Annotated in this window: 11 protein-coding genes; 3 read left to right on the top strand and 8 right to left on the bottom strand. The window is 36.1% G+C overall.

Annotated features, from left to right (window positions below; translation table 11 throughout):
- Positions 1-24: 24 nt before the first annotated feature.
- The 4 genes from pepF to mecA all read right to left on the bottom strand — a co-directional run bounded on the left by pepF (position 25) and on the right by mecA (position 5,528).
- The gene (gene pepF / locus NHG49_RS06175) at positions 25-1,851 is read right to left on the bottom strand and encodes an oligoendopeptidase F (RefSeq protein WP_258125616.1); all 1,827 of its coding nucleotides are present in this window, start codon (positions 1,849-1,851) and stop codon (positions 25-27) included.
- A gap of 51 nt (positions 1,852-1,902) precedes the next feature.
- Positions 1,903-3,147 carry a competence protein CoiA gene (locus NHG49_RS06170; protein ID WP_064476812.1) on the bottom strand — a complete coding sequence of 415 codons (1,245 nt, stop codon included), beginning with the start codon at positions 3,145-3,147 and terminating at the stop codon, positions 1,903-1,905.
- Between the two features lie 80 nt (positions 3,148-3,227).
- Positions 3,228-4,772 (bottom strand): cardiolipin synthase, encoded by a 1,545-nt coding sequence (locus NHG49_RS06165; RefSeq protein WP_000799207.1) that lies wholly within the window; start codon positions 4,770-4,772, stop codon positions 3,228-3,230.
- A gap of 72 nt (positions 4,773-4,844) precedes the next feature.
- Positions 4,845-5,528: an adaptor protein MecA gene (mecA, locus tag NHG49_RS06160; protein WP_000350712.1), complete on the bottom strand. Its 684-nt coding sequence runs from the start codon at positions 5,526-5,528 to the stop codon at positions 4,845-4,847.
- A 340-nt stretch (positions 5,529-5,868) separates the two neighbouring features.
- Between mecA and NHG49_RS06155 the strand changes: the two genes are divergently transcribed.
- Positions 5,869-6,543: a TerC family protein gene (locus NHG49_RS06155; protein ID WP_000362605.1), complete on the top strand. Its 675-nt coding sequence runs from the start codon at positions 5,869-5,871 to the stop codon at positions 6,541-6,543.
- A gap of 49 nt (positions 6,544-6,592) precedes the next feature.
- On the opposite strand, the gene spx is transcribed toward NHG49_RS06155, so the two are convergent.
- Positions 6,593-6,988, bottom strand: coding sequence for a transcriptional regulator Spx (gene spx, locus NHG49_RS06150; RefSeq protein WP_000258267.1), 396 nt, complete (start codon positions 6,986-6,988; stop codon positions 6,593-6,595).
- A gap of 598 nt (positions 6,989-7,586) precedes the next feature.
- On the opposite strand from spx, the gene NHG49_RS06145 reads away from it, so the two are divergent.
- Positions 7,587-7,790, top strand: coding sequence for a hypothetical protein (locus NHG49_RS06145; RefSeq protein WP_000559978.1), 204 nt, complete (start codon positions 7,587-7,589; stop codon positions 7,788-7,790).
- Between the two features lie 28 nt (positions 7,791-7,818).
- Here NHG49_RS06145 and NHG49_RS06140 read toward each other — a convergent pair whose 3' ends face one another.
- Positions 7,819-9,465, bottom strand: a complete 1,647-nt coding sequence (locus tag NHG49_RS06140) for a peptide ABC transporter substrate-binding protein (protein WP_088048326.1) — start codon at positions 9,463-9,465, stop codon at positions 7,819-7,821.
- Between the two features lie 400 nt (positions 9,466-9,865).
- Here NHG49_RS06140 and NHG49_RS06135 point away from each other — a divergent pair, with 400 nt between their 5' ends.
- A complete protein-coding gene (locus NHG49_RS06135) occupies positions 9,866-11,260 on the top strand; it encodes an MATE family efflux transporter (RefSeq protein WP_098103598.1) in 1,395 nt (464 codons plus the stop codon).
- A 146-nt stretch (positions 11,261-11,406) separates the two neighbouring features.
- Here the strand turns inward: NHG49_RS06135 and NHG49_RS06130 are convergent, their stop codons facing one another.
- Together NHG49_RS06130 and NHG49_RS06125 are read right to left on the bottom strand one after the other, a co-directional pair.
- Positions 11,407-12,342, bottom strand: coding sequence for an ABC transporter ATP-binding protein (locus tag NHG49_RS06130; protein ID WP_064476815.1), 936 nt, complete (start codon positions 12,340-12,342; stop codon positions 11,407-11,409).
- The gene (locus NHG49_RS06125) at positions 12,335-13,378 is read right to left on the bottom strand and encodes an ABC transporter ATP-binding protein (RefSeq protein WP_000854348.1); all 1,044 of its coding nucleotides are present in this window, start codon (positions 13,376-13,378) and stop codon (positions 12,335-12,337) included. The genes NHG49_RS06130 and NHG49_RS06125 overlap by 8 nt, the downstream gene beginning before the upstream one ends.
- Positions 13,379-13,391 lie beyond the last annotated feature (13 nt).

The raw sequence follows: 13,391 nt of genomic DNA, 5'->3' as shown, positions 1-13,391 counted from the left end.
GAGGGAAATTCCTCGTCTTTACAATTACTTCTCTTCAAATAATAATGCTTCTAATTCATTTAATTTCTCTTCAAATACTTGTAGCGCTTCTTTTACCGGTTCTGGAGATGCCATATCTACTCCAGCTTTTTTCAGCACTTCAATTGGATAATCTGAGCTTCCTGCTTTTAAGAACTCATTAATGTAACGTTCTACTGCTGGTTGCCCCTCTTCTAAAATTTGTTTAGATAAAGCCGTTGCTGCACTAAATCCTGTTGCGTATTGGTATACGTAATAGTTGTAGTAGAAGTGCGGAATACGAGACCACTCTAAACCAATTTCTTCATCGATTACTAAAGCATCACCGAAATATTTCTTATTTAAATCATAGTAGATCTCCGTTAACATGTCTGGCGTAACCGCATGTCCTTCTTGTACTTTCTTATGAATAATATGCTCAAACTCTGCGAACATCGTTTGACGGAATACAGTACCACGGAATCCTTCTAAATAATGATTTAATAAGTATAGACGCTCTTTCTTATCTTCTGTCGTTTTTAATAAATAATCGTTTAGAAGTGCTTCATTACAAGTTGATGCTACTTCCGCAACGAAGATTGAATAATCACCGTATACGTGCGGCTGCGTCTTTCTTGTATAGTAACTATGCACGGAATGACCGAACTCATGAGCAAGTGTATATAAATTATTTACATTATCATGCCAGTTCATTAAAATATACGGATTTGTTCCATATGCACCAGATGAATATGCTCCGCTTCGCTTTCCTTTATTCTCATACACATCTACCCAGCGATTTTCATATGCTTCTTTTAAAATGTCAACATACTCATCACCAAGTACATTTAAAGACTTTAATAACATGTCTTGTGCTTCTTCATACTTCACGTTCATTTTCACTTCTGGTACAAGTGGTGTATATAAATCATACATATGAAGCTCATCAAGTCCTAGTGCACGCTTACGAATATCAATGTAACGATGTAGCAAGTGTAAATTATCATGTACAGATTCAACAAGTTGATCATATACCGCTTCAGGAATATTATTATTACTTAATGCCGCTTGACGTGCAGAATCGTATTTACGAACACGCGCATTGAAATTATTACGTTTCACAGCTCCGCTTAACGTACTTGCAAATGTATTCTTATATTTTCCGTACGTTTCATATACAGCTTTGAATGCATCTTCGCGCACACGACGATCATCACTTTCTAAAAACTGAATGTAACGACCATGTGTAATTTCCACTTCTTCTCCATCCTCACCTTTAATAGATGGGAATTTCAAATCCGCATTATTCAACATACCAAATGTATTACTTGACGCACTCATTACTTCAGATGCTTCTGCTAATAGAGCCTCTTCCGCTTCAGATAATACGTGCGGGCGTTGACGCGTAATTTCTTCTAATGCATGTTCATATACACTTAAGTCTCTATTTTCTGTCAAGAATGTTTGCAGTGTATCTTCTGAAATCGATAAAATTTCAGGCACAATATATGCTGTGCTACTAGATACTTGTGAATATAAATTTGTTGCGCGGTCATTTAACGCTTGATACACAGAGTTTGTTGTATCTTGATCGTAACGCATATGTGCATATGTATATAGCTTACCTAATCGCATTGAAATTTCGTCTTCATATTGCAATGCTTCAAGTAAATTGTTCGCAGAGTCACCAAGTTTCCCTTTAAATTCAGTTAACTTCGGTAATAGCTCTTTAATAGCTTGGAATTCTTTTTCCCATTCTGCATCTGTTTGGAAAATATCTTCTAATCGCCACGTACTTGATTCTTCAATTTCTTTGCGATCTGGTAATGTTTTTACTGTGTTTTGTTCAGACATCCTTTAAGCCCTCCTTTAAATATCTCTACTTACATACAATTCGATTTTTTCTTATGTAATTCCTTCACGATCAGTCTTTATTATATCCCCTTTTCCTTCTCTCATGTTGTACTTTGCCTCAAATAAAGATAAGGCATACGCTAAGCAAATTTCATCATATTTCATAACTTCCTCCTCTGTTTTTAACATAACTACCTCTCTTTTTTTCCGGTACTTATAAGTCCCTACTTTCTGCAATACACCTGTATAACATAAAAATGTCATATATTCAGCAACTGCTACTTTCCATATATGCCGTGAAAAGTACGGGAGCATGCGCCTTTTCACATACGTTTTCACATAACTACATACATATTGAAGGGAAATACAATCCCCTACCGCAAGCTCACCTATACACTTTATATATAGAAAAGCTTGCCATATAAATGGATTTGTTTGAAAAGCAAATGAGGACGGGAGTGGCACACCGATTTCAGAAGGAAAATTTGCTGGGGTACATTTACATTGATATAAGAGGCGTAATAGTGACTTATGATTGTAATTCCAAATCGGCAGCGCATTTTGCCGAAAATAGCTCTTTCGCTTTTTCCATTCCTCACCTAATGTTTTTTTTCGGAAAGAGACGGGAGAAAAGAGCATTTCAAAAGTAGTCGTTTCAGTTGGTAAGTAGATAATATGTGAGAAAGAGACGCTTGTAGAAAATGAAGTGAGAAACGCGCATTTCATAAATAATTTTTGTTTCGAACAGAAGAAAATAAGAAATGGCTGAGGATAAGATTGTAAGGAGAAAGCCATAAGTGAGGAGAATTTCATCCAATATGCTGATTGCCTTTTCAATTGATTTCCACCAATGATCCAAATGACCTGTATACCAGCTCGCCAATACGAATAGGTTCGTTTGTACAGCTGCTCTATAGAGAGATTAGCGCATTGATATTCAATCGCAATTGTTCTCCCTGCTCTCTCTATGAAAATATCTGGTCGTTGCTGAATTTCCGGAAGATAGTGCTCTATATACACAGGAAAGTTTTGACGTTTGAACCACCTATATAACAATTCTTTACCGTGCATATGATACATAGATTCTGCTTCATAAAAGGCAAGACACGCGTCCATTTTCTTATGAGCAAAATGCCAACTTTTTTGTTTCCCTAATTTCATTTGCACTTCCTTCCCGCAAGCTATGCAAAAGAAACTTTCCATTTTACGCATACGATGTAAAAGCTCTTCATCATGATGATAGAGTAGATGAATTTTTTCTCCGTTTTCTCTTTTGGCGATAAACATCGGAATCACACCCTTTCAGCTCCTTATATTCTACAATTTATTACAAATTCCTTTTAAAAAAGAGATGTCCCAATTTCGGACATCTCTTTTTATAATAAAGGTGATAATAATCGATACGTCGATTCAACAATTCGTCTATGAAGACGCCTTTTATGAAAACGATCGACATGAATTTCACTTGATTCTTCTATATCCTCTTTATAATCTTGAACAAGTTTTCGAATGCTGTCTGTATCATATAAAAAGGCATTTACTTCAAAGTTCAAATGAAAACTTCTCATATCCATATTAGCAGTCCCAATTGAAGCTAAATCAGAATCCACAATGACAACTTTACTATGGAGAAAACCTTTTTCGTATTCATATATCTTTACCCCTGCATCTAAAAGCTCTGGGAAGTACGATCTCGATGCGTAAAAGACGGTGCGCTTATCAGGCTTACTTGGCATTAACAAACGGACATCAATACCAGCAAGTGCCGCTACCTTTAATGCGGATAAAATATCATCATCCGGAATGAAATACGGCGTCGCAATCCAAATGGATTTCCGCGCAGAAGCAATCATGGCAAAGTATAAATGTTTAATTGTTTCCCATTTATTATCTGGTCCACCTGCAACGAGCTGTACGCCTCCCCAATGATCACCCTCAACTGCTTTCGCTTGTAAATATTCAGGGGCCAGCACAGCCTCACCAGTCATATAAAACCAATCTTGAAGGAAAATAAGTTGCAAGCTTTGAACAGCTTCACCACGCAAATATAAATGCGTGTCTCGCCAAAAACCGAAATATTTATCCTTTCCTAAATATTCATCACCAATATTTAATCCACCGACAAACCCTTCGTTTCCATCAATAATAACGATTTTCCGGTGGTTTCGATAATTAATCTTATCGTTTAAAATCGGAAAGCGCACAGGGAAAAACGGAATCATTTCTACTCCTGCATCATTCAATTCTTCAATATATGAATTCGATAATCTAAAACTTCCAACCGCATCATATAAAAAACGAACGACAACACCTTCTTTTGATTTCTGTATTAAAATATCTTTAATTTCTGTTCCAAGCTTATCATCACGCACAATGTAATATTCCATATGAATGTGGTGTTTCGCTCGTTTTAATCCATCTAAAATGGCCTGAAACGTTTCATCTCCATTTGTTAATGTTCTCGTTTCAGTTTGAAATGAAATATTTAAAGCGCCTAAGCGGTCCGCTAAACGAAATAACAGCTCTTGATGCTTATGATTGCGCAAAATCCGTTCTTCGTAATCTTCATGCCCCTTATATTGTAAAAATGCTTGTTCATCGAGCAACGCCTTCTTTTGGAACATTCTCTTCCTCCGAAAGTTCTGTCCAAATAATAAATAAGCGAAGAATCCAAATACCGGAAAAATACCTAACACAATGAGCCATGTAAGTGTTTTAGACGGATGACGGTTCTCTAAGAAAATAACGCAGCCAATTAAAAATGCAGACACCGTAAATAAAATACTAATAATACCTAAAATCGAAACATCTTTTATCCCAATTACATCCGAATAAAATGCTACATCAATAAACATACGTAACGAAACAAATAATGCGAACAATAGTAGAACAAAGAAAATCAACTTTAATGTATTTTTCATCTCTTACCTCCTTACTAAGAAAGCTTTCCTATTCTTCATATAAAAAGCCGATTTCATACTACAGAAATCGGCCTACGTTTTAGCAGGAAAATTATTGCGAATTGTTTCAAGCGCACGCTCTTTCACAATTTGTTTCCCATACTCACTTACACGATGAATTGTTAAAGTTGATTCTTCTCCGTATTCTAAAACAATACTTAAAATACGATCAATTTCTTCTTCATCATGTAGCACTTCATCGAATTCCACATATACATAATAGCGGTTCTCAAATGAATACAGCTCATCTTTTATATCTTCAAAGATAAGACGGTGGCTTAATGAAATGACATCTTCAAAATCATTAAACTTAATTAAAAAGCCAAACGTACCATCTTCGTTAAAGTTTGTTCCTGCTTGTTCTTCTACCTCTTCCACTAATTCTTGCTGGAATAATGATTCAATGCCTTCATCTAGAGGAATGTCTATAATTTTATCTACACCTATTGGTAGTTCTAGCTTTTGTCCATCCTTTGAAAGCTCTGCTTTCGTTACAAGTACTTCAATCCCTTTATCGACTGCTTGCACTTGAATCCATAACGGTCCATCAATAAAGAAATCATCATGATCACGAGCTTCGTCCATCATCTCCCAAAAGAGCTCTTCACTTCGTTCTCGGTCATACCAAATTTCTTCACGATTAAACCCTCTATCCTCTATATCAATGTACGTAATAAAAAATTTCATCGTATGGTCATTAATTCTTTCAATATCCAAAATACAACTCTCCCTTCCTGCTTAGAATTGTTATGAAGGGATTCCCCACTCATATGACAAATCAATAGATTCTTGTACTCTCATTTTATGATAAGATTCTCCAGAATGGAAATAAAATCGATTTATTTTACAAAAATAGTTATATGCCTATCTTCATTCGACCACCTACACAAATATATCATTATAGCGATTTCTCACTTATGAAAAATTTGGACATACATTTCCACCCTCCCCCGTACACTGTAATAAAGTGAAACTTTTATTAGAGAAGATTATTTAGTCTCTCTTCACCACATACATACAGTTCGCTTATTAAAACTTCATAAATGGAGGCAGACGAATGGACTTAGAGTTTTTAACATCTGTACTAATGATTGTCGGTATCGATGTTGTATTAGGTGGTGACAACGCAATCGTCATCGCACTAGCTAGCCGAAATTTACCTGAATCGAAACGAAATAAAGCCATTTTGATTGGTACTCTTTTAGCAATCGTACTAAGAATTATCCTTACTATACTAGCTGTCTATTTACTCGACATTCCATTTCTACAACTTATCGGGGGCGTTTTACTTACATTAATTGCAGTGAATTTACTAACTGATAATAGCAACGATCTTTCTGCTATTCAGGGGAAAACAACTTTATTTCAAGCTGTGCGTACAATTGTATTCGCGGATCTCGTTATGGGGTTTGACAACGTTATTGCCATTGCAGGTGCAGCTCACGGAAGATTTTTACTCGTAATAATCGGCTTACTCATTTCTATCCCGATTATTATTTGGGGTAGCAAACTTATTTTAATACTTATGGAACGCTTTCCATTCCTCATTTATTGCGGAGCAGCGATTCTCGCCTATACAGCAGGAAAAATGGTTACACATGAAGACAGGCTTGCAACGTTCTTTCATAATAATCCAAATTTCACCACAAGCATGCCTTTCTTATTCATTTTCACTGTTCTATGCATCGGTATTATCGTGCAACAAGTTCGATTACGAAACGTGAAACATTAAAAAAAACCTTCTACTATATAATAGGTAGAAGGTTTTCATATTATTATAATTAATTTACAAGACGCTGTGCTTCACGTAATTGGAACGTTCTTACTGTACGTGGTAAGAAACGGCGAATTTCGTCTTCATTGTAACCTACTTGAAGGCGTTTCTCGTCAATCATAATTGGACGACGTAAAATCCCTGGATAGTCACGAATCATCTTATATAAATCTTGAAGTGGTAAAGACTCTAAATTTACATTTAATTCTTGGAAAACTTTTGAACGAGTAGAAATAATCTCATCCGTTCCGCTTTCTGTCATACGTAAAATCTCTTTAATTTCCTCAATCGTTAATGGATCTGAGAAAATATTACGTTCTGTATAAGGAATATGATTTTCCTCTAGCCATAATTTCGCCTTTCTACAAGACGTACAGCTTGGAGAACTATATAATGTTACCATACAAAGCTCACTCTCCTTAAAGAGTACAAATTCTGTACTAATTACAGTTTAAATTTCTAAATTCAGCAATTTTTTACGATACCTTGTCTTATAACAAAGTGCAAAAAATCGCATTTCATGTAAGCAACAACTTTTAGCAAACAACAATTACTTTTAATAAGTAACTTCTATAATCATTATACAATAGATTTTGCAAGAAATATACAGTAAATTTCCTTCTAATTGAGAAAACTCATCCGTGTATTCCACTGCTATGTAACATAATTACACTAACTTCAGCTGTACTTGAACAATAACCTTCAACCATCTTAATACTGGCTTGTCATAGATTTTTCATGTGATATACAGTTATTTCCCCATAATCTTCTCTATGAAAAAGAGAACGTTTTCTTACCTTTTCTTGATAAATCAATTAAGAAATGTAAGACTATACAAGTGAGAATCAAAAGGAACACTTGTTCTTATTTTAACAAACATCCTCATCCATGTCTATACGATTTCTAAAATAAATCAATTATTTTTCTGACATTTCTTTCTTTTTTATCTTTTATCTCATACAATAAACATACAGACAGACAGGCAAAGGGGGAATTTTCAAATGATTGCTTTTTTTATTGATTTTGTCACTGTTGCTGCCCTCATCATCGGAATCACAGCATTGATTGGTGTCATTACAAATAGCATTGGTGAAAAACTCTTTGGCGGAAAAGAAAAGATGAAGTTTGTTAATAAAAGTTTGGATGTACAATCCGGCTGGAACCAAGTTGGCGGGAAAGGTATTTATAAGAAACGTACGTATTAAAAAAAGCAGGTAATCACCTGCTTTTTTCTTATTTCTCTACTGACGCCCATTTAAAGCTTAAATCGCCGCCATATTTATGGTTGTACATATTTTTAATTGATTCTCTTTGTAAGTATGCTCTACCACGTTGATATACTGGAACAATCGCAGCATCATCAAGTAACATTTTCTCTGCTTCCAGTAAGTTTTTCCAACGAGCATTTACATCACTTCCATCTTTCTTCGCTTTCATGATAATTTCATCATATTTCGGATTAGAGTATTTCATTTTATTTTGTGATCCGTCCGTTACGAACATATCAAGGTATGTAACTGGATCTGGGAAGTCTGCACTCCATCCAGAGAATGACATCACATAATCGCCCGCATCTTCTAGTTTTAGTTTTTGCGCAAATGGTTGTTGTTTAATTTTCACTGTTAAACCTGGTAAATTCTTTTCTAATTCACCTTTTAAATATTCACCTGTTTTCTTCGATAATTCAACATCTTCATTTAATAACTCTAATTCGATTTCATTTTTACCAAGCTCTTTTTTACCAGCTTCCCAATATTTCTTCGCTTCTTTCACGTTTGGTTTTACAATATCTCCATTTACAGCACGGAAGTCTTTCTTATCTGGCCCTTTAATGAAGTTATCAGGAATTAATCCTGTTGCTGGCTTAGAACCGTTATTTAATAATGTATCAACGAACGGCTTACGTTCAAAAGCAAGTGAAATTGCTTTACGAATATTTTTATTTGCTAAAGCTGGGTCTTTTTGATTTAAACGAAGGAAGAATACAGATGTATCTTCTACTGTTTGGAAATCTGGTTTTCCTTTATATTTATCGATGAACTCTGCTAATAACGTCGCTCGATCGACTGCGTTTGTTTCATATAAATTAATTGGCGTAGACGTATCTTTTACAATATTAAAGTTTACTTCCTCAATCTTCACTTCTTTATTGTCCCAATATGACGCGCTCTTTGTCATTTTAAAGCTACGTTCATGTTGCCAATCACTTAATGTAAATGGCCCGTTATAAAGTGTTGTATTCGCTTCCAAACCAAACTTCGTACCTTGCTCTTTCACAAACTTTTCATTCACAGGATAGAAGATTGGATATACCATTAAATCTACAAGGTATGGAATTGAATTGTCTAATTCCACTTCTAATGTATGATCATCAATCGCTTTTACGCCTAATTGATCTGGACTCATCTCTTTTTTATTAATTTTCTCTGCATTTTTTATATCATACATAATGTACGCTGATTTCGCAGCTGTATCTGGGTTAATCGCTCTTTGCCATGCGTATACGAAATCCTTCGCCGTCACAGGTTCACCATTTGACCATTTTGCGTCTTCACGTAATTTAAATGTATATTTTTTACCGTCTTCTGACTTTTGGAATTCCTTCGCTACACCAGGAACTAGCTTATCATCTTTTCCTAAACTGTATAAGCCTTCCATCGTATTAGTCATTACTCTTGAAGAAACTGCATCAGCTGATAACGCTGGATCCATCGTTGGAATTTCTTGTGTTTCAATTAAGTTAATAACTTGCTTTGCACCGCTTTTCCCGCTATCCCCTTTTGCGTTCGCTTGCGGCTCATCTTTTTGGTAGCTACATGCCCCTAACATCATGCTCATCGCTACTGTTGATACTACAAAAACTGGCATCTTTTTTTTCATACTTCCACCCTCCACAAAAAATGTTAGCCCTTTCATTTTCAAACAAAAAGAAATATATATATGTTCTAATAATTCATATTATACACACAAATATATTTTTTGTATATTTATATTTCTATTTCATTAAAATTTTCTGTTAAAAAATAAACCTTTGTAAACGTTTCATATTGCCGTTTTTCCTTACTTAAGTGTTAAAAATAACTATTTTTATATTTTTCTAAATTATCAGAGAAAAATATAATTTATATCTTATAATACTTTAAATTATCCCCCTCTTTTTATCATAAAATAGCGCTACCTTCATATTAAAGATATGTAGGTTAAAATGAGTGCAAAGGATAAGAAAGTATGTTACGATACACTTTGCTAAAAATAGATATCGGTAAAGAGGGGACGGGACATGACAGCAATTCAAGCAAAAAACGGGCCGACAGAGAAATTAAGTTTATTCTTATTAACATGGCCTATTTTTCTAGAAGTTTTTCTATTTATGTTAATGGGGATCGCTGATACTTTCATGTTAAGTGCATTATCAGACGATGCTGTATCCGGGGTTGGTGCAGCGAATCAATACCTCCATATCGCTATTTTGGTACTTGAAGTCATCGGGAACGGCGCAGCTATCGTCGTATCTCAATACCTCGGTTCCAAACGTTTTATGGAAGCATCAAAAATATCAGCTTTAGCCGTCACATTAAATTTAGTGGTCGGACTCATTATAAGCGCTGGTTTTCTATTATTTTCAAAACATATGATGATGGCAATGAACTTACAAGGCGATGTACTCATGTATGCGCAAGGCTATTTATCCATCGTCGGAGGCGCTATTTTCCTTCAAGCTATTATTAATTCATTAGCCGCAATTATCCGCGTACATGGCTTCACAAAGCAAGCGATGTTTATTTCACTTGGAATGAATATTATTCATATCGCTGGAAACTACGTACTCATTTTTGGGAAATTTGGTTTCCCAGAGCTCGGTGTACAAGGGGCTGCCATTTCTTCTGCTGTCAGCAGATTAATCGCACTTATCGTTTTCTTCTGGTTACTATACCGCGTTATGGAATACCGTGTGAAATTACAATATTACTTCACCTTATCTAAAGAATACATCGGGAAAATTTTAAAGATCGGGATTCCATCTGCATTTGAGCAGGTTATGTATCAAGCTTGCCAAATTGTCTTCTTATACTATGCAACATACTTAGGAACGGAATCATTAGCGGCTAGACAATACGCTACGAACATTTCTATGTTCACTTATTTATTTGCTATTGCGATCGGTATGGGAACAGCCATTATTATCGGACGCCTCGTTGGCGGTGGCGAAAAAGATGAAGCGTATGAACGCGTATGGAAAAGTGTGAAATGGGCTATTGGCGTCACTTTATGTATGGTCGCTCTCGTTATTACATTCCGCACACAATTAATGGGGCTATTTACAGATAATCCGCACATTATTACATTAGGTGCGTCAGTTCTTTTACTAAGTGTCCTACTAGAAACAGGGCGTACAATGAACATTGTCATCATCAATTCACTTCGTGCAGCTGGTGATGCAAAGTACCCTGTTTTAATCGGTGCATTCTCTATGGTATTAATGAGTTTGCCACTCGGTTACTTTTTCGCCTTCCATTTAGATATGGGGCTCGTTGGTATTTGGCTAGCGATTGCTATCGATGAATGGACACGTGCCATCATTATGTTCTTCCGCTGGAAAAGTAGAGCGTGGGAACGTTATGCACTCGTTAAACCTGCAGAACAAGAGGAGAGTGTTTCTGTTCAGGCACAGTAATACTCCTTTAATTAAGGTGTATTCATTGGTAAAGGAAACTTATATCTGCGATTCTTTAAATATATCGACTTACCAAGAAATGTTGACAAATCTATTATATAGTAGAAAAAAAGCCAATCTTCCGTAACGGAAGATTGGCTTTTTTATTATTGATAAATCTCTTTATATTTCTTATACTCTGCTTCAGAACATAATACGAAATGTCCTGGGCGAATTTCACGCATTGTTGGTGCTTCACTACCATAATCATGTTGTGATGGATCGTATACGATACGTTTACGATTGCGCTCATAATCTGGATCTGGAAGCGGAATTGCTGATAATAGTGATTTCGTATATGGATGAATTGGATTCGCATATAACTCTTCACTTGTTGTTAGCTCAACGATTTGACCACGGTACATTACGCCGATGCGATCACTAATGTATTTTACCATTGATAAATCATGGGCAATGAATAAGTATGTTAAACCTTTTTCCTTTTGTAACTTTTTCAGTAAGTTTACAACTTGCGCCTGGATTGATACGTCAAGTGCTGAGATTGGCTCATCGGCAATGATAAATTCAGGTTCTACAGCAAGTGCACGAGCAATACCGATACGTTGACGTTGTCCACCTGAGAATTCATGCGGGAAACGGTTTGCGTGCTCTTTATTTAAACCAACTGTGTTTAATAATTCATGAACACGGTCCATACGCTCTTTTTTGCCTTTTGCTAGTCCGTGAATATCAATACCTTCTGCAATAATATCCCCTACTGTCATACGAGGGTTTAATGATGCATATGGATCTTGGAAAATCATTTGCATTTTACGGTTGAACTTCTTCAGCTCTGCGCGAGATTTTTTACCATGTACATTTTCACCATCGAACAACACTTCACCAGCAGTTGCATCATATAAACGAATAATCGTTCTTCCAGTTGTTGATTTACCACAACCTGATTCTCCTACAAGACCAAATGTTTCTCCGCGATAAATATCAAATGAAATATCATTAACCGCTTTGACAACACCACCACTCACGTCGAAGTGCTGCTTTACATTTTTTACTTCAATTAATTTCTCACGTTGTTTAGTCATGTTGTTCACCTGCTTTCATTTGAAGAATGCGTTTTTCAACAACTGCCGGCGGTCTTACTTCTGGAGCTTGCTCGTGAAGTAACCAAGTTGCCGCATAGTGTGTATCACTTACTTTAAATAAAGGTGGGTCCATTTCAAAATCAATTTTCAGTGCCTGTGGGTTACGTGGTGCAAAAGCATCTCCCTTTGGCGGCTTTAATAAATCTGGAGGCGTTCCAGGGATTGCATATAACTCTTCTTCTGAACCATCTAAACTTGGCATAGATGCGATTAAGCCCCAAGTGTACGGATGTTTTGGATTGTAGAAAATTTCATCAACCGTTCCAATTTCAACAACTTTACCAGCGTACATAACTGCTACGCGGTCCGCAACGTTTGCCACTACACCTAAGTCATGCGTAATGAAAATGATTGCCGCTTCTGTTTTTTGCTGAATGTCTTTCATAAGCTCTAAAATTTGCGCCTGAATTGTAACGTCTAGCGCTGTTGTCGGCTCATCGGCAATTAATAATTTTGGGTTACAAGCTAACGCCATCGCAATAACTACACGCTGTCTCATACCACCTGAGAATTGGTGAGGATATTGTTTTAAGCGCGCTTCTGGATTTGGAATACCTACAAGGTCGATTAATTCTAACGCAACTTTACGTGCATCTGCTTTACTCATCCCTTGGTGTTTAATAAGGCCTTCCATAATTTGATTTCCAATTGTCATCGTTGGGTTTAATGATGTCATTGGATCTTGGAAAATCATCGCGATATCTTTCCCGCGCACTTGTTGCATTTCTTTTTCTGTTAATTTCGTTAAGTCACGACCTTCAAATACGATTTCACCGTTTTTAATACGTCCTGGAGGATTCGGAATTAATCCCATTAACGCTTTAGAAGTAACTGATTTACCAGAACCAGATTCTCCTACAATCGCTAATGTTTCTCCTTTTTTCAAATCAAAAGTAACACCGCGTACAGCTTGTACTTCACCTGCATGTGTATCAAAGGAGACTTGCAAATCTTTTACCTCTAGCAATGTTTTCATTTTTACTTCTCCC

The organism is Bacillus sp. IBL03825 (assembly GCF_024712505.1).
GTDB lineage: Bacteria > Bacillota > Bacilli > Bacillales > Bacillaceae_G > Bacillus_A > Bacillus_A wiedmannii.
The sequence above is the reverse complement of the archived record's forward strand: the minus strand, read 5'-3'. Positions and strand labels throughout refer to the sequence as shown.